Source organism: Symmachiella macrocystis (assembly GCF_007860075.1).
In the GTDB taxonomy this organism is placed as follows: Bacteria; Planctomycetota; Planctomycetia; order Planctomycetales; family Planctomycetaceae; genus Symmachiella; species Symmachiella macrocystis.
The window spans coordinates 799458-823955 of the sequence record NZ_SJPP01000002.1 but is presented as its reverse complement, the minus strand read 5'-3'; the positions used below and the strand labels follow the sequence as shown (position 1 = coordinate 823955).

The following is a 24498-nucleotide window of genomic DNA, read 5'->3' as shown; positions in this document are numbered from 1 at the left end:
TGGGTGACACTGACTTTGCCAATGGCATCCTAATACTTCTATGTGACGATGCACGAGCCCGAGCGGCGGATGTGCCTGATTTCCCTTCAACAAGGACGACCGATCTTCACATGACCACGACGCCAGCCGCCTCGCTGACACCCGCGCCGCGTTTGGTCTCTTTAGATGCCTATCGCGGTTTCACGATGTTGGCGATGGCTTCGGGCGGATTGGGATTGGCCGAGGTTGCCACACATCATCCCGACAGTTCAATGTGGCAGGAAATTGCTCGGCAGATGGAGCACCTTCCCTGGGTGGGCTGCGTCGCTTGGGATTTGATTCAACCCTCGTTCATGTTCATGGTCGGCGTCTCGATGGCTTATTCGTACGCCAGTCGGCAACGCCGTGGCGATTCTCACGGCCAGATGTTTCGCCATGCGTTGTTTCGCGGCATCACTTTAACGCTGCTGGGCGTGTTTCTCCGCTCGAACCATAAGCCCGAAACCTATTGGACGTTCGAAGATGTCGTTTCACAGATCGGGCTGGGGTACGTGTTTTTGTTTCTGCTCTGGGGCCGCTCCGCCAAAGTTCAGTTCACCGCTGCCATGTTGGTGCTCATTGGTTATTGGACACTGTTTGCCGTCTGGCCGTTACCCGGTACGGATTTTGACTACGCATCCGCCGGTGTGGATCCCGATTGGCAGTACAACCTCTCAGGGTTCGCCGCACATTGGAATAAAAACACGAACGCGGCACATGCGTTTGACGTTTGGTTTTTGAATCTCTTTCCACGCAGTACCGCGTTTCAAAACAATGGTGGTGGGTATCACACGCTCAGTTTTATTCCCTCTTTAGCCACGATGATCTTTGGATTGATGGCGGGAGAACTGCTCCGCGGACCGCGCGGGGGCGGACGCAAGTTCTTGATCCTCATCGGCACCGGGGCTGTGGCCATGGCCGCCGGTTATGCGTTGGATGACTTCGACATCTGCCCCATCGTGAAGCGGATTTGGACGCCGAGTTGGACGATCTATAGCAGCGGGATTTGCTTATTGATCCTGGCGGCGTTCTACGGCATCATCGACCTGGCAGGCATCCAGTTTTGGGCGTGGCCGGCGGTGGTTGTCGGCATGAATTCCATCGCCATTTATATTATGACTTGGTTGTTCAAAGGTTGGATTCGTGAGACCTACCAAACACACCTCGGCCAAGAGATATTCAACATCTTCGGCGAACAATACGCATCGCTGGTCGAGCATACCGCGATCCTGTTGGTTATGTGGTTGATTTGTCTGTGGATGTACCGCCGTAAAATCTTCCTCCGCATCTAAACCACCTACGAAAATGCCAATGGCCTTTAGCTGAGATTGAATCATAGAACAGGGAATGATCATGACTCAAATCCCCATTATGGGAGACGGATTGCCGCAACCGTTGTTGGAGATGCTTGGCGCGGAATTTGAAGTGCTCGCCTGGGACGACGCTCCTGACTCCCCTGCCCTGGCCCGTGCCGAAGCGATCATTGCGTACGGACATCCCCAAGTCGATGGCCCCATGCTGGACCGGGCGCCCCAGCTGAAGGTGATCAGCAATCATGGCGTTGGCGTCGATCACATTGACGTGGCCGCTGCCCTGCAGCGCGGTATTCCGGTTGGCAATACGCCCGGTTGCCTCGATGCTGCGACCGCCGATATGACAATGGCATTGATGTTGGCGACGGCCCGGAATGTGGTGGTTGGTGACCAGTATGCGCATAGCCCGGAGTTTCTCCACTATGATCCGGCCATTCTCATTGGACAGGAAGTGACCGGCAGCAAGCTGGGAATCGTTGGCATGGGCCGTATCGGCAAACAGGTGGCCAAGCGCGCCGCCGGTTTCGATATGCAGATCATTTATCACAACCGCCATCGCGACTCCTCAGCGGAAAGCGACTACAAAGCGGAGTATCGCAGCTTAGACGATTTGCTAGCCGAGAGTGATTTCGTAGCGCTTAACTGCCCGCTGACGCCGGAAACAACTGGACTGATCTCCGGGCCACAGTTTGCGATGATGAAATCATCGGCCATCTTGATCAACATGGCCCGCGGCCCGGTGGTCGATCCGGCCGCACTCTATACCGCGCTCTCGACCGGGCAAATTGCCGCGGCGGGGATCGATGTCACCGATCCGGAACCGTTGCCGCGCGGGCATGAACTGTTGGCGCTGGAGAATCTGATCATCACGCCGCACCTGGGCAGTGCCTCAAACCGCACCCGTGAACGGATGCTGCGCATGACGGTGGAGAATCTTCACGCTGGGTTACAGGGGAAACCTCTCCCTTATTCTGTCGAGCAAAACTGACCCTCCCCCCCTGCCCTGCCGCCATCTATTCCAGCAATGGACGCGGTACTAGGCAGGCAATTTCGTGGCCGAAGTCGGCTCTTGCGACGGCTCCAAGGGATCGCTGGACAGCAGGTCTGGCTCCGACTTGGGTTTGGTGAGCATGTAATAGCCTGCTCCCATCACCGCCGTCACGACGCTTGTGACCCGAAACACCAACGCCGCCGCCACACCGGTGGCTTCAGCGGTATCCTTGGTGACGTGTCCTACAGCCGTCAGCCCATAGAAGAACGAGATCGCTCCTTCCAATGGTCCCACGCCACCGGGAACCGGAATGACCGATGCGAATAACTCCGCAGCAGGCATGAAATAATAGTGTGCCCACAGATTCGGAACCCACGCATTCAGCGATCGGGCACAGCAATAAAAGCCCGCCACCAGTCCTGCATGTCCGATGAGGCTGATCACGACAGCTAGAGAGACGACACGCCGTTTGGTTTGATAGAGGGCAATCCCGTTCAGCAGATCCGCCAACGTTTTTCCTACGTATTTGAGTCCAACCAGCTTTTGCAAGATCGGCCAGCGGGTTGAACCGGGAGTGAGCATGATCATCAGGCCCGCAACACCCACAATCGAACCGACCCACAGACTCCAGCCAACCACCGACATCATGGGCACCGAAGCTAAAAAGCCTTGGTCTTGGGTTTTATCGGCCGCAGCAGCTGTCGCAGCCGCTTCATTTAATGCGGCGGTGTCGAAGTCTACGAAGAGCGTCGCCAAAGCGCCGACCATAAACAGCGCGAGCAGTCCTAAGATGCGATCCAAAACGACAGTGGCGGCAGCGACGGCACGGCGTGACTGTTGATTCCGAGCGACCATGGCCGCTTTCAGTAAATCCCCACCGACAATGCCCGGTCCGCCGTAGTTGCAGAGCAGTCCAAATCCGCCCAACCGAAAAGCGTCTTTAAGCGTGAAGTCAAATTCCTGCGCCCAGACCAACAGGTACCAACGGACGAACGTTAAAGCAGCGCAGCCGGCGACCAGTGTGAATCCCAAAGCAAAAAAGCCCCAGTTTTTTTGGCCGTGCAGCAGGCTTTTGAAATTATCCCAATGTTGAAACAGCAAATAGCCCAACATGCCAATGGCAAAAGGCCATTTGAGTTTCCCGGCGATCGCAAAAAGCTTATCCAACGGTCGAGTCTCCTCAGCATCGTGGAATGTCGTCAACAATCCCCAACATGCGCACTTTCGATGCTGCGGTTGGATCTGCCCAATCGTTTCTTGCACGATCGCTCGCCTAAGTCAAGATGGCTTATGGCGTAACAAGCGTCGGAAACGAGCGTTGATCGATGGAGATACGGCCTAATTGCTGGAAGAAATCCACCAGGCCCAAAGGGTGACGCACATCATGGCCACTAACGAATAGAAGAAGAAAATCGTCAACATCTTCCCGATATTCGCTGTGACTTCAGTGTCGTCGGAGGAAAAATGCGCAAGTTCTTGGCGGTCGAATTCGCTGCCGGGGAATGTCGAGGCCTCCTCGGTTTCCGTCGAAACGCTCTGCTCTACAGTGGTCGCCTCATCTGACATGACGAAAAAACTCCTGACTTCTGAACCTTCAAAATCCACTGAGAGATGGTCGCGGTTGCGGAACCATTTCGTAATATCGAATCCTCGAAGCACGCAGTTTAATTCTTTTGCCTCTATGACTCAATCGATTTTAGGCAGGATTGGTCGTCCTCAGACAAGAACTGCAGCAATTATTGGGCAGTTTTCAGAGTGCTGTCACGAAATATTGCTGCAAGACTAGGAGTTCAGCAGCTCCCATAACCGGTTGTCTCCAGGATAGGGATGACCACTGTGCTGGCGAAACCCTTCGCCGTAAGCGACTCCCTTCTGCTGACCGCGGGCAGCGCTCCAGCGACGGCTACTTTCCAAGTATTCATCGATTCCATGCTGGCGGAGCAGCCAATTCCGTTGACTCGCATGACAAGCTAGCATTTCTTGCTTCAAATCGATTGAGCGGCTGATGTCGACGATGAAATCCGGCGGAATGTCGTTGCCGAACCAGTCAATTCCCTCCACCGAATCGGTGTAATACAGATGAGGAATAGCGTCGATCGGGGGGGCGGGATCCCACTGTTCAGTCGAATAATTCGGTGCCGGTGCCATGAAACAGGCATCTCGGACCAAGCGGCTGGTCATTTCGTGGTCGCTCATGTAATCCACCGGCGGCGCCGTCAGCACAATATCGGGCCGCGCGCGACGGACGGCTTCGGTTGTTTTCCGCCGCCCTTCATGGTCGATGATGATGCAAAAGTCGCGGAATTCCAGACACATATAATCCGCGCCCAACAAATCCGCTGCAGCCTGAGCTTCGCCGCGACGGACGCGGGCGATTTCCTCCGGTCCCATCTCAGCGCTCCCGCAATCGCCGGCGGTCATCGTAGCAATCGTGATCTGGCAGCCCTGCTCTTTGAGCAACGCCAAGGTTCCCGCACATTGAATTTCGACATCATCAGGGTGGGCATGAATGGCCAAGATGCGGGGCGGTAAGTGTTCGTCTGACATCTGTAAACGGATTCCAGGTTGATTGAAGTAAAACGGGTCTACGCGGCCATTGTAGCGTATCGTTTCCGATTCGTCCGGTACGGGTTTAACGTTTGTGGCATTTGTGCGGACTAGGCAAAGCTAAGTTTATTTCAGGTTGTTTCGTGAATTTTGAATAAACTCTCAAGAAAATCCTTGCCGGTTTTGAGCAAAACACCGCTGTTTTTGGTAAAATCGACTTTCAAGTCAATTCGGAACCCCGGTTCCATCAATTGTGCGCTGCCAACACGATTTGTTATTACTGAGCGGAACGATCTGTCGCGACATCGATTTCGGGCTCGGTTTTCGTATGTTATTCACATGCGCGTTGTCACTTCGCGGCAAAACTGCCCCCCCACCACCGTTATATTTAAGAAGTCTTGATCACATGGACACCAACGTTGTCAAACGTCCGCGCTCAAATCAATCCGCCCAGTATTTACGGCAAACAAAGATTCCCACGTTGATGTTTGAGACGTCGGCTGAAGCCGATAAGCATGTCTCGCTTGTCATCGAGAGTCTCATCCGTGAAAACAATTCCGCAGGAACCCCCACGGTGCTGGGATTGCCGACCGGCTCGACTCCTATCGGTGTCTACCGTGAGTTGATTCGGCTCCATAACGAGGAAGACCTCGATTTTTCGCGCGTGGTAACGTTCAATCTCGACGAATACTACCCCATGGATTCAACGTCGATTCACAGTTATCGGCGGTGGATGAACGAAACCTTCTTCGACCACGTCAACATTCCCGAAGAGAACATCCATATCCCCAAAGGGGACATTCCTCGCGAGGAAGTGGAAGCGTTCTGCGACGATTACGAACGCCAAATCGAACGCGCCGGCGGCATTGATATTCAACTGTTGGGCATCGGCCGGACGGGGCACATTGGTTTCAATGAACCGGGAAGTTCTCGTGAGAGTCTGACCCGCAAGGTCACTCTCGATCCCGTCACGCGGGGAGACGCAGCTGATTCATTTTTCGGGCTGGAAAACGTCCCCATGGAAGCCATCACGATGGGGGTCGGCTCGATTTTGTCCGCTGGAAAAATCTTCATCATGGCCCTGGGCGAACACAAAGCGCCGGTCGTGAAGCGGGCGGTCGAAGGGGAAATCACAGAAGAGGTCTCTGCCAGTTTCCTGCAAAAACATCCGCAAGCCGTCTTCGTGGTGGATGTTGCCGCCGCTAGCAAGTTGACTGCGGTCGAAACCCCGTGGATTGTCGGCCCGGTCGCATGGACGCCGGAATTGACAAAACGCGCCGTCATCGGTCTGTCGGAGAAGATCGGCAAACCGTTGCTGAAATTGAACCGCGATGATTTCATGGGAAACCACCTACACGATTTGCTCCGCCACAACGGTGAGGCAGAAGCGATCTGCATGAAAATCTTTGACGAGTTCATGCAAGGCATTTGCACGCATCCGGCCAACAAGGAAAAACAGACCGTCATCGTTTTCAGCCCTCACCCGGACGACGACGTAATTTCTATGGGAGGCACGCTGATCACAATGGTCGACCAGGGACACGATGTCTACATTGCCTATATGACCAGCGGGAATATCGCCGTATTCGATCACGATGCCCTACGGCACATTGACTATGTCGATGAATACGAAGAAACTTTCGGACTCGCCACCGAAGAGACACGCGCCTTTCATAAACGTTGTCGCGACAGCCTGGCGACCAAGCAGTCCGGCGATCCCGATACCGAAGAGCTATTGAACATCAAAGGCTTGATTCGCAAAACCGAGGCCACGACCGCGGCTGTCGAAGCGGGTGTGCCGCGTGAAAAATTACGGTTCCTGGATTTGCCGTTTTACCAAACTGGTAAAGTCACAAAACGGCCCATCGGTGAAGACGACGTGCACATTGTTGCCGATCTGTTGTCCGATTTGAATCCGGGACAAATCTATGTGGCGGGCGACCTGTCCGATCCGCACGGCACACACCGGATGTGCGCTAAAGCCATTCTTGCCGCTCTGGAAGAAGTCGACGAGGCGGTCAAGCCGGAAGTCTGGTTGTACCGGGGTGCTTGGCAGGAATACGATCCGCACGAAATCGACCGCGTTGTGCCGCTCAGCTTCGAGTTGATGCATCGCAAGAAATTGGCGATCTTCCGACACGAGTCACAAAAAGACGCCGCTCGTTTCCCCGGTTCGGACAAACGCGAATTTTGGTTGCGTGCCGAGGAACGGACTAAAAAGACCGCCGATGTCTACAACAACCTCGGGCTACCTGAGTTCTACGGGCTCGAAGGTTTTGCCCGCTGGCGTGGGCAACTATAATTGAGACCATATGCTGTAGTCTGTACGGCCGTAGGAGTGGTTTGTGGAGCGTCTCTATTACTATGGGCGATCAATACTTGCCGCCGCAGTTCTGCTCTGCGTCATTTCCTCGCCGGTGCTTGCCCAGGATGCGGCTGCTACGGATTCGCTGATTGGTTATACGCAATTTCGTGTGAATCTTCCCGGCGGCCGACACACCAACGCTGCGACAATGCGGGCGCATGTCGTACGCGGCGACGGCAGTGCTCCGCGCGAAGTCGCTGCTGAATTAATTCCCAATGCCGACACGTGGACGCAGTTCGCCGGGTGGTCCCCCGACGGAGAGACAGCCATCATTGGCAGCGGCTGGCAAGACCCCGAAAATGCCGCCTGGGAAGAAGAACACAAGACCTTCCGCATGGCGACCGGCGGTTGGACGTACGACATGCACACGCTCGATCTGCCCACCGGTAAGATCGTCAACGTCACGGCCGTTGAACGCGTCAGTCCCTACAATTCGGGCCTGTTCTACTGGCCCAATGATTCCACACAATTCGGGTTTCAAGCCTTAATCGACGGCGTTTCGCATCCCTACCGCATGGATCGGGACGGCCGCAATAAAGTCGATTTGAGCAGCGGAGCGGATGGCTTCACCTACGGATTCAATGCGTCCTCCGATGGCAAGCGGATCGCCTATCACAAGAACTACCAGGTCTATTTGGCCGATGCCGACGGCTCGAATGCGGTTCACGTCGAAACCGGCCATCCATTCAACTTCGCCCCCACTTGGTCCCCTGACGGTCAATCGCTAGTGTTTGTCTCAGGCGAGCATTACGACTGTCATCCGCACATTGTGCGGCGGGATGGAAGCGGGCTGAAAAAAATCGGTGACCGCAACGGCTATCGCGGCGTGGTAACCATCTTCGACGTGTTTGATTTCCATGGTGGCAGCAGCGACCTCCCGGTCTGGACCCCTGACAGCCAGTCGGTCATTTTTGCAAAACAAACGGGCAAAGCGGGAACGCAATTGTTCCGCACAACGTTGGATGGAAAAACCAAACAGCTCACGCATTCCAAGCCGGGCACGCTGAATTACCATCCCGTGGTCCACCCCAGCGGCGCACGGATCGCGTTAGGCTCAACGCGTAGCGGGACACGCCAACTGTATGTCATGGACTTGGAGAGCGGAAAAGTGCATGCGGTCACCGACGTCCCCAGCGGGCACGGTGCGATGTGGCCGCATTGGCAACCCCGCCCGTCGGTCACTCGCTAGCTTCGCGTGCTTTACGGCGTCGCCGGGCATCGATGAATGATTTGACGCACAGAGCGACAAATATTGCACTGATCACTGCCAATGCTCCACGAGCCATCGGACCAGCCCCCGTATCGCCGCCAAACAGTTTGATAAGTCCCGGCACACCGCCGCCAAAGCCGACGATCCCGATCAACACGGCGACATGCATGACATGCATCCGCAGATTCTCTTTGGCCTCTGCCAGCACACCGCAAATGATCGCTGGAATCCCCAAGGCGACGGGGATCAACGCCGTCTTGCTCACCTGTCCAGAACCGTAATACCCGGCGATTCCGAGCACGACAAGAATCAGCCCATATCCAATTGTGAGTTTTCCCACGGTGTTTTTCTCCTGATCGTTTTTCGTTTTTTCAGAAACGGCGCTTTATAGGCCTCGCAATTGTTTTAGATATCCCGACCTCCGGAGGCAAGGCGCATGCGCAAATACACATCCAACGATTTCGAGATTTGCTGATTTCCTCGGATGATCCTCGCTCCATTTGGAAGTCAAAAAAAGGTCTCGCGCAGAGACGCGAAGGCGCAAAGAAAGGAAGAGGATTTCTGGTGCTAACTTTGCGCGCCCATTTCTGCATTCCCCGGTTCCTGTTTGGGAACCCAATTTCTCGAAGCTTCGCTTCGAGACCTGTGCTTCATTACCGCTGCGAGACGCATACGCTATCATACAAGTGGAGCAGAGCTTCGCGAAGTTGCGTTTCCAAGCGGAGTTTGGGAACGAGAAGAAACAGTCCGACCCTCTATGATTCGCCGTGGGAGAAAACAACATAATGTTCGACCGACTCATCCGCCGATGCCTATTCAGTGCTGCCCCCCTGCTCTGCCTGATTGGGACGCTACATGCAGCTGAGGACGCCTCGCCGGTCCGCAAACGCTCCGATCCGCCCGCAATTCACTCCTCCTGGGACGACCTCTTAGAAGGCATCAATACCCCGGAGCAATGGTTGGCGTATAAAAAGAAATTGAGGCAACGCTATCTGGAACTGCTCCGCGACGATCAAAAACCAACCAAACCGCCGCTCGATTTGCAGGTCCATGAGACGGTCGAGGTCGATGGGAAGTACATTCGCAAATTGATCAGCTACAACGTCGAAGCGGACGAGCGCGCGCATGCCTATTTGGGAATCCCGCTCCGACTCAGCGAACCATCAGCGGCGATTGTCGCCTTGCATGGCACATTTGCACAGGGGATGAAACGAGCAGCTGGACTCGCAGATAATCCCAACAAGGCGTACCTCGATCATCTCGCTCGCCGCGGGTATGTGGTCATCGCGCCTGAACATTTTGTCTCCGGCACGAGAATTCCCGCGGAAGGGGCTTATGAAACCGGAGCATTTCACAAAAAACACCCCGAGTGGACAGCTGTCGGGAAATTCACTTACGAGCACTCGATCGCCGTTGACGTGTTGCAGTCGCTTCCCGAAGTAGACGACGATCGCATCGGGGCGTTGGGGCATTCGCTGGGGGGGCATGGCACGTTTTTCCTAGCGGCCTACGACGAGCGCATCAAGGTCGCTGCTTGCAATTGCGGCGCGAGTTTTTTCCGCCACAATCCCGGCGTCGAACATTGGTCCCGTGACCATTGGTACGTCTACTTTAAGCACCTGCGGCCCGAGTTGCTGAAAGGGAACTTGCCGCCGATCGATTTTCACGAAATCATCGCCCTGGTTGCCCCCCGCGCCTTTTTGGATGTCTCGGCACTCAACGACGGCAGCCCGCCAATTCAGCGGCAGCGGGTGTTGATGAACCTGAAGATCATGGAGGTCTTTGAGTTGGAAGGTGTTCCAGAGAACTTTGGATTCTACGTGCATGGCCAAAAGCATTCCGTGGAGCACGCCTCCCGGGCATTGATTTATGCCTGGATGGACAGCCATTTGCGCCCCGAAATCACAACCGCACGTCTCGTCGAAGAATGATTGAAAAACAATCTGTTTTAGACAAGTGGTTGCACGTATTTACGGCAAATGACTGGCTGGATTCTGGGACAATCCCACTGCGACTCCACCCCTTAGGCAATCGTTGAACTCCCTGTGCAGGTTGTTATAATGCGAGTGCGTGTTGAGATCGCTTTTATACGCCCATCGTGTTGACACGGTAGACGGGCGGGTTGGTGAAAGAACCTGCGAAACAAGCGAGTTCAGCAACTTTGACTCCCGCTGCCGTCCGCCACCGGCTGGATGATGCGAGTTCAATGGTCCAGCGTGGGATAGGCTGAGTGGCCCCCTACGAAAAAAGATTCCGACGGTATTGATGCGCTCCAGGCAAAACCTGCGGAACATGTTGCAAGGGGATCGTTGTCGGCAGCCGCGCAGATTATCAAATGACTGGGTGTTTTATGGAAGTTCTGAAAGGGAAATCAGTGTCGACTAAAGGTCTCAAGGGCATCATTGCAGCCGACAGTTCCATTTGTAAGGTCAACGGCCTGGAAGGCCGGTTGATGTATCGCGGTTATAACATCCACGAACTGGCCGAACACAGTAGCTTTGAAGAGGTTTCCTACCTGCTGCTCAAAGGGGAACTTCCCAATACCGAACAACTGGCCACCTTTTCCAAGATGTTGGCCGACAGCCGCGAAATCCCGGCTTCAACACTGGAACTGATCAAATCATTTCCGCAAGACATTCCCCCGATGACGGCACTGCGAACCGCCATTTCAGCGCTGGGAATGGCCGATCACGATGCTGAAAATAACGACCCGGAAGCGAACTTCGAAAAATCAATTGACCTGATCGCCCGCCTGTCTTCAGTCATCGCCGCCATTCACCGCATTCGCCACGGCCAAGAACCGCTGGCGCCCAAACCGGAACTCAGCCATGCTGGGAACTATATGTGGCAACTCAACGGACGAGATCCCTCGGCCGACGAGACGAAGGCCATGGATCTGATTTTGATTTTGCATGCCGAACACGGGCTCAACGCCAGTACGTTTGCCGCACGCGTGATCATTGCGACACTCACCGACATCTATTCCGCCGTCACCGGCGCCATTGGCGCTCTGAAAGGTCCATTACACGGCGGTGCCAATGTCGAGGTGCTTAAAGCCCTGCATAAAATTGACGACGTTGCCAATGTTGCCAAGTTTGTGGAAGGTGTCCGAGAGTCCAAAGGCAAATTCATGGGCTTCGGGCACGCCGTCTATCAGGTCGAAGACCCCCGCGCCGCACATCTCAAGGAACTCTCCCGCCGCTTGGGCATCGAAAAGAGAGAGACCAAATGGTACGACATTTCGATCGAGCTCGAGAGCCAAGTCAAAGAAGCCATCAATAAGAATTGCAACGTCGATTTCTATTCGGCCAGCTTGCAACACTACATGGGGATCCCTGGTGATATCTTCACCTGTATCTTCGCCGCAAGTCGCATTTCTGGATGGTGTGCACACATTCTGGAACAATTGTCCAACAACAAAATCATCCGCCCTTCAGCCAATTACATCGGAAGCGAAGAACGCACCTACGTGCCGGTGAGCGAACGCTAACGGATGCACTCGTAGGTCATGATTTGCATGACATTTTCATGGCAGGGTCAACTGCGCTTCGTCATGCACAGCACGACCTACGGGGAACAAGTCGCTGCCGCGTCGCTCAATAGCAGCAAAACCAGCCGCGCATTTTTAGGTAGCAGCGCTTCGTACAGCGTTTGGTGTCGAGCCAAGTCTGGCTGCACCAGCCGTCCCCTTTCTCCGGGGCGAGATCGCAGACTGTTACCGTCATCTCTGGGACGTAGGTCTGCTTCTTGTGCGCACCGGTATGCAGGCTGGCCGGGGAGACGCGGGGGGGATTCTTGGCCGTCATCACATTGGCCGCCATCAGGGCATCCATCACGTATTCCGCACAATGCAGTCCTTTGGCCCGGTTGCCGGTGAGATGATGTTTCACACCGTAGGGCCGCCCGAGTTGTTCCTCCAACTCCGCGCGAAATCGGCGGCATTGCCGTTTCGAGAATGGGCAGCGCGGACGGACGATGTGGATTTCGCCGGGCGACTGCGATTTCAAATACGCCGCCAAGTCTTGTCGTCGCACGCCCACCCCGTTGTCACTGTCATAGACGGTCATTTTGCCTTGATCCGAGACTACGGCAGCGACGTGCGTGAAGCGACTTTGCGTATAGACCCGTATCGCTAAGCAATCGCCGGCACTGAAGATCAACGTGCCGGTGGGCAGTGCTTCAATCCGTTCTACGGCTTTTGTGGCGGTCAATTCTTCAACGGGCATCTCGGTCGGCTGCGCTGTCAGCAGCGCGGCAGCGAGGATCCAAGACATGCGTTTATCTCCCTAAAATTACGATCGAAGTAGGACTTGAGGAGACGGATTCTCCCACACGTAATTCGGCCCAACTTTGGGAATCTTAGCAGATTTTTTCGTTTTTTGCGAAAATTCGCTATTTCCGCCGCCGTCGATTCACTGCGCCGGCAATGATGTAGTGCCCCGATTCGGCCGTTCCTACGTCGTCAAACAGCTCCGCCATGCGTTGTTTGTACCAGGAGATACTTTTGCTCACGATCATGATTTCGCCGCCCGGTTTCAGCATCCGCACCGCGGTTTGTAGGAATAACTCGGCGATGCGGTAGTTGGAAAAGTAAGGCGGGTTTCCTAAGAACAGGTCGTAACTCCCCTCCTCTTCGCAACTGCCGTCGGCGGTATGAACTGCGTTGAAGTTGGCCAGTTCGTTTGCGGCCACTCCCTGCTCCGCACACCAGACTGCACGTGCATTGGAATCGACGCCGGTTACGGAAATCTTGGCGTTACGCGCCGCCAGTGCCAGACCGACAGCACCGGCGCCGCAGCCCATGTCTAAAATCCGATCGTTATCGCGAACCTCAACAACTTTGAGCAGCGCTCGCGCACCGTCGTCTAAACGACGATGGCAAAAGACTCCCGGACGGCTGACAATTGTGATCAGACGGTCATGATCGGGAAACGTGAAGCGGGCCTCGAAGGATTTCAGTTTCTTCAGCGGCGCGGTTTTACGAGCAATATACACCACGCCTCGTTTTTTGGTCGCAATCCGCGTGACTTTATCGAACATCGACTGCATCAACTCGTGCAGCCAACTGTCTTTGGGGTCGTTGGTCGAGACGGCCAATCGTCCTCCCTCGACCAGCGCTTGATGCGTGGATTGTAAACGGTCCCGCGTTAATTCCGGTTCCACACCCGAATGCGTGGGAATCACAGCCAGGTCGATCGGAGTCTCGGGGAATTCGGCCGAACATGCGGTCTCGAAGTTGAGCGAAGCCCCTGCAAATTCACGCGTCAACTCGGCGAGGTAGGCGTCTAAAAAATGACAAGTGACCAGCGCAGTAGGACATACCGCGGCAAGCGCCGCTGCTGCCTGTCCACGGCTGAGTGTTGTGCACAACACGCGTATCTCAGCGGTCTGCTCTTCGAGAAGCGGGCAAACCGCATCAATCAGCAGTTGTTCCTGCACCGGCGTGGGAAGAGTTTTGACTTCAGTAGTCGAGTTTTTACGACGGCGGGGCATAGGCAGTCAACAACTTCTCGCAGGTCAGGCAGCCGCCTGATAGGAAAGATTTTGTACACAATTAATGGGAATGAGAGCGGTCACGACGATAACAACCCGCGTCGAGAGTTTCCATGACACGGCCGGGAAAATGCGGCGGAATCCGGGCAGCGAGATTATCCCAGCGTAAACCCACTCATCGATCGGCTGCCAGATACTCCTGCAACCAGATACAACCACCGAGCAGACCGAATAGCACCAAGCTCAGATAGACGATTCGTCCAGAGACCAACCCCGCGAGTTCGTTCCCTGTGGCAAACGGCCAAAACGGCTCGATTTCTGCATGCACGAGGCTGTCAAGAAAAATGTGAGAGATCCCTCCCACCAAGCCGGCTGTGATTGATTGAAACAGCAGTAGAGGCTTTGAGGATTTCGCCGTCGGGAGAAAGGACCACCGCCCCGGCCAAACGCGTGCAACAAACATCGCAACAGCAAACGTACCAGCGCCTGCCAACAATCCCGCGACGATTCCACCCAGATACGAGTGAGCATAGCGGTGAAACGGTCGCGAACGCATCCACAAATAATACAACACCTCGACATCGATCAACACGTTCGCGGTGACAAACGGCGTCAGCCAAAACATGCGGCCGGTCAGGGTTTTGATCAGCAATCCCGGCCCAAAGTGAAACGGCGTAAATGGCATGCGGTGGTCCTGATCAGCGTCTTGTCACGACTTTATTTGGAGGTTGTGGGCCACTGTCTTTGCCAGTGTTGATAAGTCGTGCCGAAAACACATCACGGCGTTTTCAACCGCACGAAATCCAACCCCACCATATACGCCTTTGCCGCTTTGGGATGCGCGCCGAGGATCTCGATCGTCAGTTTGTGATTGCCGGGCGTTAAGCCGCTGACTGGAAATGACAAGACGCCAGTCGTTACCACATCGGGCCCGTTATAAAGATCAATCGGCGCGCCCAGTTTTTTGCCATCCCACAATAATTGCACAATGCCGTAATCCCGTGCACGGGTCAGGACGATTTCCAACTCGGCCGCACCGGCCGTTTCGACGGGGATTTCTAGCTCCAATTTTGCGCCGGGACTAGCACCGGTCCACCACAAGTGATCATTGCCACTCCAGCGGTCGGCATGAAAACCGCCCATCGGTTGGCTGCGAGCATTCCCGGCAGTTTTACCAATAATCTTTAGCGACTCCCCTTCCAGCGCATCCGGCACGCGTCCCGACTTCGCGTTGATCGGAGCACGAGGGCCGCGGAGCGATACTTGATGCGGACTCGCCAAGTAACCAATCAGGTCGCGAACTTCTTCCGGCTTGAGCGGATCCAATAAACCTTCGGGCATCATCGATTGATCGGACAACATCCGCTCTTCGATATCCTGTTTGGCGATCACCACCGTGTCGTTGATCGTACGAATCGTCACGGCGCTGTCGGTCTCTTTTTCCACTAAGCCTGAAACCACTAGCCCGTCCACTGTCACCAGGACCGTCAAGCGGTAATCCTTGCCCATCACCGCACTGGGATCGAGTACATTTTCCAGAATGTAATCCAGATTCGCGCGGTTCGATCCCGTGATGTCGGGCCCGATTTTTCCCCCTTCGCCAAACAGCGTGTGGCACGATGCACAGGTCTTGGCAAAGATTCGCCGCCCATTACTAGCATCGGCCGCTTTCAACGCCTTTTTGCTGAGCAGCTGTTTGTGGCGCGCGATCAATGCTTTTTTATCCGCTGACGTATCGCGAATCTCGCCCCAGACTTGCTTGAGGCGGCTGTTGAGTTTTTTGTTATCAAAACGTAAAAGTTGCCGCACGTTATACGCATGCAAATCGGTACGCGGTACTTTTTGTTGTTCAACCGCATCTAACAGCGCCATCGCAAAACCGGGCCGCGCGACCAATGTGTTGATCGCGTCCCGTTGTTCCTGTTCGGTCAAGTTGCCGTACTCAGCGAGTACAGATATTGCGATCTTTGGATTGTCGAATGCCACCAGCGCGCGAATTGCAGCGCCGCGCAATTCCGGCTCGCCAAGCACCGCCTGAAACGCATCCGCCGCCTGTTGGTCGCGACCACGCACAAGAATGGCCAGTGCCTGTTGGCGTTTTTCTAAAGTTGCTTGGGGATCAACTAGTTGTTGGCGCATCCGTGGGAAGATCCGCTGGTCCCCTAGCACGACTGCCACCTGGTCCGCTCGGTCAAGGACGGTTTGATCAGGGCTTTTCGACAACCGGTCATAGGCGGGCTTCCACGATTCAGGCATGGGAATATTTACCCGTCCCTGAAACGCTTTCAGCATTTCGCCCAGAATCAATTTCTGGGTCGACGCATCTGCGGTTTTTGCCAGTAGCTGAGTGACTGCTCCCATACTCCCATTCTCCGACGCTGCCCGGCGGATGATGAAATGCTTCACGGTCGGAATTTTCGTCGCCGCCGCCAATTCCATCGCCCGGTCCGTATCCGCTGTGACCAACGGCTCGATGCCATACCAGTCCATGACTGGCAGGTTGTGATCGTCGCTATCCTCCGCATGCTGCACCAACGAACGAGCGATTGGCCAGCGTTGTTCCAACGGCAAACGTTGCAGTGCCGACGCTAGATACAACCGCACAACCGCAGACGGGTCCGATGTCGCCATGTCGGCCATTTGGCTGAGTATGCGCGGTGAGACCTGACGATTCTCCAGTCCCAATTGAATCGCCCAACCGCGGATGTATTCGTCGTCATTTTGCATGAATTTCTGCAAGTCTTCCTCGGTCAATTCTCCGATGACGTGCAGCGTCCAGATCGCCCGGAGTTTGAGTGCCACGTCGTTGGTCGACTCTAGAATTGCGAATAGCGCCTTGCGGACGCCCGCGTCTAGATTTCTCTCAGATGCGCGCTGTTGCAAAATTCGCCGGGCGGTGCGTGGATACCATTCGTTCTCGCGATTGTGTAACTCGACCAAATCCAGGTCGCTCAATGTGCGCAAATCGCGGTGATCCCATTCTGGCTTACCATAAGAAATGTTGTACACCCGCCCATTCGTACGGTCCCAGATTTCGGGATTCGTGCGGTGGCAGGCGTTGCGATCGTACCAGTCGATCACATACACCGACCCGTCCGGACCATATTTCATATTGATTCCGCGAAACCATTTGTCGTTGGCCAACATCAAATCGGGCGCGCGATCCCCCACATAACCCGAACCGGCCCGCTGCAGTGCGTCGTTGTTCATGCGATTGCCGTGGATGTTGTGCATGAAGATTTGGTTGCGGTATTTATCCGGCCAATTGTCACCGAGATAAATCATTGCCCCGCAATGCGCATGCCCACCTCCGGCGGCCAGCGTGTCCTGCGGTACATCGGGTTCCTTGCCCCACCAAGCATGGTCACGGATATTGCCGACATAGTGCCGATGTTTGGCTATTGTCTGAATGTTTGAGTAAATGTGCGGATTGAAGTGCTGTCCCCCCTGTCGTTGGTAACGGCCCCCTTGAATCATGTGCCACAGGTGTGGGATCACACAAGCAGTGATGAACGCTTGCCCGCGATCGTTGAAATCAAGGCCCCACGGATTGCTCGTCCCCCAAGCAAAAACCTCGAATTCATGTCGCGTGGGATGATACCGCCACACGCCGGCGTTGAGGGGAACGCGATCCTCATCAGCCGTTCCTGGCTTGCCCACATTGGAGTACGTAAAAACGCCGTGGCAACCATACAGCCACCCATCCGGCCCCCAAATAAATGCATTGAGTGTTTCATGCGTATCGCGATAGCCGAATCCATCCAGCAGGATTTGCGGTTCATCATCCGGCACGTCGTCGCCATCTGTGTCGGGGATAAACATCAAGTACGGAGCCGCCCCCACCCACACGCCGCCGAAACCGACTTCCATGCCGCTGACGAGATTCAATCCTTCGATGAACACCTTTCGCGAGTCGAGCACGCCGTCGCCGGTTGTGTCTTCCAGGATGATGATTTTGTCTTTGCCCTGCCCTTCCGGAGCACGCACGGGATAGGTGTGCGCTTCGGCCACCCAAACTCGGCCCCGCGGATCGATCGCAAACGCAACCGGCTGATGTACCTGCGGTTCTCCCGCCGCCAATTTGACGGAAAATCCCTCGGGGACCGTCATGTGTGCCGCTGCTTCCTCGGGACTTAATCCCGCGGCTAACCGCTTGATTTCCTGCGGCTGCGCATCTGAATACGTTTGCTTGTCGACGGTTTGTTGCTCATGCAACAACGCATGCGCCCCCTGCATCCCGCCCACTACAATATCGGGCAAATTATCGTGATTCACATCGCCGACAACCACCTGTCGCCCCACCCCCGTGTCATCCGCCGCTTTGTGCGGAATCCAATTCACCGTGCCGTCGGGATTGCGGACCAATTCAAACCAATACACCACCGCCCCGGCGTCCCACAGTGGGCTTTGTTCGTGATGTGACCAATACGTCTTGCCGGTGACGATGTCTTTCAAGCCATCACCGTTCATATCGGCCAGATTCACTGTGTGTAATTCTGTGAAGACCAAACCGTAACGGTTCTCATCCGGCTCGCGGCCCATGATCAAATGGCGCTCGAACGTGATCTGGCCTTTTTCCTTGACCTGTTCAAACCAGGCCAGTCCGTAGGCATGCGCTTCGAGGCTGGTAATCACATCGTTGTCGCCATCACCGTCGACATCGTAGGCAAACATATCCGCCCCGCCCGGTCCGCTGAACTTGGCGGGATGAAATGTCCACAATGGATCCCCCTTCAGCTTCGGTGGCTGGGCGAACCAACCATCTTTGGTCAGCACATCCGCGCGGCCGTCGCCGTTGATGTCTCCCACTCCCAACCCGTGCGAGAACGGCCCGGGGGTAACTTTTTCCGAGATCTTGTGAAACGTCCATTTCGCAAACGGACGCTGCCAATCAATCACGGCATAGCCAAAATAGCCGTCGTGGGTGCAGATCAACTCGGGGCGTTCATCACCGACAATATCCACAAATTGTGGGGATTCGTTGGAGACTTGGTCGAAGACCTCGTGCTTGGTCCACAATTGATCGAGATTTTGCGGGCCGGGATTTTCGTAGACAGACGCCGGCGTGCCGGGAAAGCCCACCACGAACACGTCGGGCTGTTTGTCCCCGTTGAAATCATGCACCCAGGAAAAGAAATTGTCCGCGTAACGTTCGCGGGGTTGTGGCTGGGCGGAATAGATTTCGTGTTTGGTTTTGAAGTCGGGACCGGAGAACCAATACGGGCCGTACACGATATCGTTCGTGCCGTCGCCGTTGATATCCCCAAAGGAGATGCCTTCGGAGAAATAGACATCGGTCAGCGGAACCGTTTGAAAACGGTCTAACCGGTAGTCATCGGCCGTGGCGAGGTTCACCGTCGCTACGCACAACAATGCCGCGCCAACGAGACTGTGAGACCGCAATCCCCATCGCTCAAAACCCACCAACATGCTGCTCTCCCTGGATGATGCGAATTCGAAAATCCCGATCTATGCATCATAACTCAGCGGCGGCAACGATGAAACTCGCGGCACCCAGCGTACGACCACTGTGCCATCACGGCTCGAGGGCGGACACCGGTTTGGGCGGATTCATCAGGCATGCTTCACAAACCGGTCGCGGTGGCTTCGCTACGAACGCTTCCCATGCGCATCCGAGCAGGATGATGCCGGCGAAGATCAAAAAGGCGCGGTGGCGTGGCATGGGGGTTCGTTGGATCCTCGAAGTGGATGATGGCAGCGGCCAACGTCTCGATTATACCCTATTCTCCCGCCTTGGGGGGTAAAATCACCAACCCTTTGACTCCCAAGGGGATACGAAACAAGCCGCCGCCTCCGGCTTCCGGGCCGAGTCCGCCGGTGATGTAAAGCGTATTGGATTCAGCGCCGCCGAAGGCCACGTTGCTGGTCGTGAGGTTTCCGCCGTCGTAACGAGCGATCAGTTTTCCGGTAGGATCCAATACTTGGACCTGTTTCATGCCGTAGTGCGCGACGTATAAATTGCCGGCCGCATCGAGGCACATCCCGTCGGGCTGATTATCGACCTGCCCTGCCGCTTCATCCTTAGCTGGCAAATCGGCGAACACACGACGCTTGCCCACCTTGCCTTGCCCCAGGACTTCATATTCCAAAATACGGTTCTTTTTACTCTCCGCCACCAGCAAAATCTTTCCACCCGGCCGCAAGACAATGCCGTTGGGGAATGCCAAACCCTCGTCGATCAAATGCGTCTTTCCAGCTGTATCGACATAGTGCACGGTGCCGATCGGATTGGTGTCGCTCGAACCTCCCGGATCGGTGAAATAAAACCCACCGTGCGGATCGAGTGAGAGGTCATTCGGCCCGCGAAGCGGTTTGCCCTCGCACTGCCAGGATACCGCTCCAAGAATTTTGCCGTTGGCATCCAAATGCAACATCGCATGCTGAGAAGCGTCGCACACCAAGTGCGTTCCATCGGCCAATACCTTGTGCCCGTTGGGTGCACCGGTCTTCGCCCAATCCCGATGTTCGCCGTCGGGCGTAAATTGCGTGATTGTGTCGCCCCAGGAAATGTAACCGTACCCCTGGTGGTCAAACACTACACCTTCGCAGTACTTGGGAACAACCAACACCTTCTCGGTGGTGACGTCCGCAGGCGCTGGTAATTCGTCGGCGCCGTGCGCAAAACTGCAAATACCTACGAGACCAACCGTGAAAACCATCCAGCGTAGGGTGTCGTTCATCAATCATTTCTCCCGTTTATGCGTAGGGCAGGCTCCCGCCTGCCGGAGTTGTATTAAGTGCTCTCTCTATTAGACGTAATTTAAGGGAACATTTCCATGCCCACACCGTGATCACCCGCGCCTCGCTACCCCGGACCATGCCCATAAATATGTTGGATCGGCGTTTTGTGCCCCCAAGCGATGTCATCGGGTGTGAGGTTGAACACGTCGGCGATTTTTTTCCGTTCCGTTGGGCTGGGGGTCCAGCGTCCCATGACAATCGCCAAGACCCGCGACTCCTCTAATTCGGTGCGCGCGGTCAAATCGGCGACGGTGAGTTCAAGTTGTTGGCAGAGGTCGGCGACGTTGGCGGCCATGGCTAAAAGTCCTCCTTCAATCCGTAACGGCGGTAGCGGACGTTGCGGGGATCCATTGTGTGCCCCCAACTGATCCTCACAACATCAATACCGAAAGCGGCGGCGATTTTTTCACGTTCCGCGGGAGAGGGAGTCCACCGTCCCAGGGCGATCGCCTCGACGCGCTGGGGAGACAGTCCCGATTTTGCAGCGACATCGTCAATGCCCAGACCGGTCTCCTCAAAAAACAAATCGATAGTTCTTGTAGAGGGTTGGCTCACTGTCGTTTCTCAACTGTGCGTTCCCAAATTCGTCCATCCCCGGTTGGGCAGATGACAGCCCTGAGGACCGAAATTACTTTGATTTACCCGAACCGTTTAATCCGGATACGAACTCCTCAATCGTAGCCTCTCCCTGTAAGTATTTTAGCGACTGCAGAAACTGATCGACCCGGTGCATGGTTTCGGAAAAATAGCGGTTTCCCTTGCGGCCGTAATTGAAAAACCCATGCCCTGCTTCCGCGTAACTGGCCAACTCACAGCGGTTGCCAGCCTCCTGCATGGCATCGGTAAACCACTGCACCGTCTGAAATTTGACCGTGTCATCCGCTTCGCCATGTAGGATCAATGTCGGCGGCACGCCCGTACGTATGTGGTGATAGGGGGAGATCCGTTTTGGCTCCACGCCGGTCCGCTTGGGAAGTTGCTCGGAATTCCGCACAGGGAATTCGCCATTCACCGGTGCCAAGACGACGGCGGGATTGAACAGGATCATCGCATTGGGCTGTGAACTCACGGCTACGTCTTCGTGCTGCTCATCCAATTCGGTGATCGTGCCGGTGCAAGCGGCAATATGCCCGCCGGCCGATCCCCCCGATGCAACGATCCGTTCAGGATCAACCCCCAACCGCTCGGCGTTTTCGCGAATCCAACGGACGGCCGATTTCGCATCAGCGACGCAGCGATCCGCTTTCACCTTCTGCCGCGACAGCACGCGATAATCGGCCGCCATGGCGACCATGCCCCGCGAGGCGAGGTATTGGCATTGCTTTTCAAATTGCTTCGGCGATCCTCCCCGCCAGCCGCCGCCGAAGAAAAACACAATCGCCGGCCGCCGGTCGGTCGGTTTGTGTCCCTCGGGGAAATACTCGTACATGTTCAACGCCACATCGCCGACCGTCTTGTAGACTTCAACAGTCGCACCGTCGAGGGTGGGTGGGTAGGCCTGTTTCTTGCGGTCTCGTTGTGCAGCCGCAGAACCGGCCATCGCCAACACTAAAACACTTGCAACAATACACGTCCAACGCATCGCAATTTCCCCTCGAAGAAATGCCTGTAGTGTCACTTGAAGGTAACAGTCGACGCTCCGGGAGGGCGAAGCTCCTGCTGAGCCGCGATTTACTTTGACGTGTGACCGAGGCTAACAAGTTCTGACAGATTCGCTCTCATTCAAAGCAAAACGGCTCGGCGGGAGTCTCGCCCTCCCAAACGTCCGTCTCTCATTCATGCAAGTTCGCTGCGGACACGTTCCAATAACTTCTTGGTCGCCATGATCCCTTCCGGCTCGCTCAGTTTGCTGCCTTCATACTCGATGCCGACGTATCCATGATAACCGGCGTCCAGCACGATCTGCATCATGCGAAGGTAGTCAGTGTGAATCTCATTTCCATCTGCGTCGAAATCGTGCGACTTGGCGCTGACCGCCTTGGCATAGGGCATCAACTCCGCGACGCCCTGGTACCGGTCGTACATGTTGTCGTCGCCGATACGGAAATTGCCGAAGTCGGGCAGCGTGCCGCAATTCGGATTGTCGACCGTCTTCATCACGCCCGCCAACCAAGCACCATCGGATGACAACCCACCGTGGTTTTCGACAATGATGCCGATCTTTTTCTTCGCGCCGAATTCCGACAACCGTCGCAAGCCATCAGCTGCTAAAACCATTTGTTCGCCATAGGACAATTTGTGGTCGCTGCGAGCGTTGACACGTATTGAATGGCAGCCGAGAAACTTGGCCGCATCGACCCATTTGTAATGATTCTCCACAGCCTTAATCCGCGCCGCTTCGTCGGGATCGCCCAAGTTGCCTTCGCCGTCGATCATGATTAACACATTCGCCACACCCAAGTCGCTCGCACGCTTTTTCATCTCTCCCAGATAGGCCATGTCCTTGGCCTTATCCTTAAAGAATTGATTCACGTATTCGACGGCATTGATGCCGAATTTCTCTTTGGTCGTTTTGGCAAAATCGAGATTGTCGAGTTTTCCGTCGAACAGCATCTTGTGGAGCGACCACTGTGCCAATGAGATTTCGTAAAGCGGTTTTTTGTCTGCGGCGTTAAGTTTCAAACCGGTCAAGTGTGCGATCCCCATAGCAGAAGTAACGGAAGCGGAAACGGCCAAAAACTGCCGCCGCGTAGTGGACTGTGACATGTTGTGAGTCCTCGGTGTGCGGGTGAATGTTTGAATGCAACAAAGTCCTATAATACGGTTAGCGAAAGTCGGGCGAAAGTCTGGAGAGTTCGTTTAGGCATCCGGTCGCCACGCACTCACGGCAACATCACCCGTCCACCGTCGGCAACGATCGTCTGTCCGTTGATAAAACTTGACTGGTCCGACAGCAGATAAAATACAGCGTCAGCAATTTCCCGGGGCTGCCCCATGCGGGATATCGGGGTGCCGGCAACCATATTGTCCAGCAGCGTTTCGTCGACACCGTCCAAAATCTCGGTGCCGACCAAACCGGGAGCAACCGCATTCATACGGATTCCGTATTTCACCAACGCTTCGCCGGCGCTCTTCGTGAATTCAATTACGCCCGCTTTGCTCACGGAATAGGCGATCGCCATCGGTCGTCCACGGATTCCAGCAATCGAGGCTACGTTGACAATACGCCCGTAACCCCGCTCGATCATGCGATCCTTCACAGCCCAGGTCACGAGGTACAGCCCGGTGAGATTCACGTCCATCGTGAGTCGCCAATGCGCAGCTGTCGTTTGTTCGTGCGGCAATAGCTCAAAAATGCCGGCGTTATTCACCAATAACTCCACCGGCCCGAACCGCTGTTCAATTTCGGAGACCATACCGTCCACAGCGGTTTCATCCGAAACATCCGCCGCCAAAATCTGCGCCTGTCCACCGGCTGCTTCGACCAGCCGCGCCGTTTCTTCGGCGTCCTCTTTGCGAGAACGGTAATTCACAACCACATTCGCACCCGCCTGCCCCAAGCGGACACAACAAGCCCGCCCAATCCCCCGCGACCCACCGGTCACCAAGGCCGTCGCCCCATCAAAACATTTTTCGCTCATCACAAAACCTTCAATGATCAAATGTAGGGTGCGTCGCGACGCACCTTTCTACGTAGGACAGAAGACTCACATTCTCCAAAAGAAACCTCACGCCAAGCCGCAAAGGCAATCACATCAACCAGATCTAGTAGGTCCGGCTGTGCCGGACGATTGCTGCAGTGGCTCATTTAAAAATCAGGACCATGTTCTGAGAGCAGTTGTTAACGATCAACGGCCGG

At 55.3% G+C, this 24498-nt stretch carries 21 protein-coding genes; 6 read left to right on the top strand and 15 right to left on the bottom strand.

The window, feature by feature from the left end; translation table 11 throughout:
- Positions 1–110: 110 nt before the first annotated feature.
- Together CA54_RS21185 and CA54_RS21180 are read left to right on the top strand one after the other, a co-directional pair.
- Positions 111–1310: an acyltransferase family protein gene (locus tag CA54_RS21185; RefSeq protein WP_197532683.1), complete on the top strand. Its 1200-nt coding sequence runs from the start codon at positions 111–113 to the stop codon at positions 1308–1310.
- A gap of 61 nt (positions 1311–1371) precedes the next feature.
- Positions 1372–2319 (top strand): 2-hydroxyacid dehydrogenase, encoded by a 948-nt coding sequence (locus CA54_RS21180; protein ID WP_231963150.1) that lies wholly within the window; start codon positions 1372–1374, stop codon positions 2317–2319.
- Between the two features lie 48 nt (positions 2320–2367).
- On the opposite strand, the gene CA54_RS21175 is transcribed toward CA54_RS21180, so the two are convergent.
- The 3 genes from CA54_RS21175 to CA54_RS21165 form a co-directional block, all read right to left on the bottom strand.
- Positions 2368–3585 (bottom strand): lysylphosphatidylglycerol synthase transmembrane domain-containing protein, encoded by a 1218-nt coding sequence (locus tag CA54_RS21175; RefSeq protein WP_146372971.1) that lies wholly within the window; start codon positions 3583–3585, stop codon positions 2368–2370.
- Positions 3586–3660: 75 nt separating this feature from the next.
- Positions 3661–3888 carry a hypothetical protein gene (locus CA54_RS21170; protein ID WP_146372970.1) on the bottom strand — a complete coding sequence of 76 codons (228 nt, stop codon included), beginning with the start codon at positions 3886–3888 and terminating at the stop codon, positions 3661–3663.
- A 216-nt stretch (positions 3889–4104) separates the two neighbouring features.
- Complete coding sequence (locus CA54_RS21165; protein ID WP_146372969.1) at positions 4105–4869, bottom strand: PIG-L deacetylase family protein; 765 nt, start codon at positions 4867–4869, stop codon at positions 4105–4107.
- Positions 4870–5275: 406 nt separating this feature from the next.
- Here CA54_RS21165 and nagB point away from each other — a divergent pair, with 406 nt between their 5' ends.
- Both nagB and CA54_RS21155 read left to right on the top strand, forming a co-directional pair.
- Positions 5276–7171, top strand: coding sequence for a glucosamine-6-phosphate deaminase (gene nagB, locus CA54_RS21160; protein WP_146372968.1), 1896 nt, complete (start codon positions 5276–5278; stop codon positions 7169–7171).
- Between the two features lie 43 nt (positions 7172–7214).
- Positions 7215–8423 carry a TolB family protein gene (locus tag CA54_RS21155; protein ID WP_146372967.1) on the top strand — a complete coding sequence of 403 codons (1209 nt, stop codon included), beginning with the start codon at positions 7215–7217 and terminating at the stop codon, positions 8421–8423.
- Here the strand turns inward: CA54_RS21155 and CA54_RS21150 are convergent.
- Entirely contained in the window at positions 8413–8784 is a 372-nt protein-coding gene (locus CA54_RS21150; protein ID WP_146372966.1) for a hypothetical protein, read from the bottom strand. The genes CA54_RS21155 and CA54_RS21150 overlap by 11 nt on opposite strands.
- 445 nt (positions 8785–9229) lie before the next feature.
- On the opposite strand from CA54_RS21150, the gene CA54_RS21145 reads away from it, so the two are divergent.
- Positions 9230–10375, top strand: a complete 1146-nt coding sequence (locus CA54_RS21145) for a dienelactone hydrolase family protein (protein WP_146372965.1) — start codon at positions 9230–9232, stop codon at positions 10373–10375.
- Positions 10376–10794: 419 nt separating this feature from the next.
- On the top strand, positions 10795–11934 hold the full coding sequence (locus CA54_RS21140; protein ID WP_146372964.1) for a citrate/2-methylcitrate synthase: 1140 nt from the start codon (positions 10795–10797) through the stop codon (positions 11932–11934).
- A 106-nt stretch (positions 11935–12040) separates the two neighbouring features.
- Here CA54_RS21140 and CA54_RS21135 read toward each other — a convergent pair whose 3' ends face one another.
- The 11 genes from CA54_RS21135 to CA54_RS21090 form a co-directional block, all read right to left on the bottom strand.
- Complete coding sequence (locus tag CA54_RS21135) at positions 12041–12718, bottom strand: YiiX/YebB-like N1pC/P60 family cysteine hydrolase (RefSeq protein ID WP_146372963.1); 678 nt, start codon at positions 12716–12718, stop codon at positions 12041–12043.
- 118 nt (positions 12719–12836) lie between these two features.
- Positions 12837–13937 carry a methyltransferase gene (locus CA54_RS21130; protein ID WP_146372962.1) on the bottom strand — a complete coding sequence of 367 codons (1101 nt, stop codon included), beginning with the start codon at positions 13935–13937 and terminating at the stop codon, positions 12837–12839.
- Positions 13938–14112: 175 nt separating this feature from the next.
- A complete protein-coding gene (locus CA54_RS21125; protein WP_146372961.1) occupies positions 14113–14622 on the bottom strand; it encodes a hypothetical protein in 510 nt (169 codons plus the stop codon).
- Between the two features lie 92 nt (positions 14623–14714).
- Positions 14715–19367 (bottom strand): PVC-type heme-binding CxxCH protein, encoded by a 4653-nt coding sequence (locus CA54_RS21120; RefSeq protein WP_146372960.1) that lies wholly within the window; start codon positions 19365–19367, stop codon positions 14715–14717.
- Positions 19368–19473: 106 nt separating this feature from the next.
- Positions 19474–19620: a hypothetical protein gene (locus CA54_RS29555; RefSeq protein ID WP_197532682.1), complete on the bottom strand. Its 147-nt coding sequence runs from the start codon at positions 19618–19620 to the stop codon at positions 19474–19476.
- A gap of 58 nt (positions 19621–19678) precedes the next feature.
- Entirely contained in the window at positions 19679–20638 is a 960-nt protein-coding gene (locus CA54_RS21115) for an SMP-30/gluconolactonase/LRE family protein (protein ID WP_146372959.1), read from the bottom strand.
- Between the two features lie 125 nt (positions 20639–20763).
- Positions 20764–20994: a helix-turn-helix domain-containing protein gene (locus tag CA54_RS21110; RefSeq protein ID WP_146372958.1), complete on the bottom strand. Its 231-nt coding sequence runs from the start codon at positions 20992–20994 to the stop codon at positions 20764–20766.
- A gap of 2 nt (positions 20995–20996) precedes the next feature.
- Positions 20997–21254: a helix-turn-helix domain-containing protein gene (locus CA54_RS21105; protein WP_146372957.1), complete on the bottom strand. Its 258-nt coding sequence runs from the start codon at positions 21252–21254 to the stop codon at positions 20997–20999.
- A gap of 73 nt (positions 21255–21327) precedes the next feature.
- Positions 21328–22281, bottom strand: a complete 954-nt coding sequence (locus CA54_RS21100) for an alpha/beta hydrolase (RefSeq protein ID WP_146372956.1) — start codon at positions 22279–22281, stop codon at positions 21328–21330.
- 194 nt (positions 22282–22475) lie between these two features.
- Positions 22476–23405: a sugar phosphate isomerase/epimerase family protein gene (locus CA54_RS21095; RefSeq protein ID WP_146372955.1), complete on the bottom strand. Its 930-nt coding sequence runs from the start codon at positions 23403–23405 to the stop codon at positions 22476–22478.
- Positions 23406–23521: 116 nt separating this feature from the next.
- Complete coding sequence (locus CA54_RS21090) at positions 23522–24280, bottom strand: SDR family NAD(P)-dependent oxidoreductase (protein WP_146372954.1); 759 nt, start codon at positions 24278–24280, stop codon at positions 23522–23524.
- Positions 24281–24498: the final 218 nt, after the last annotated feature.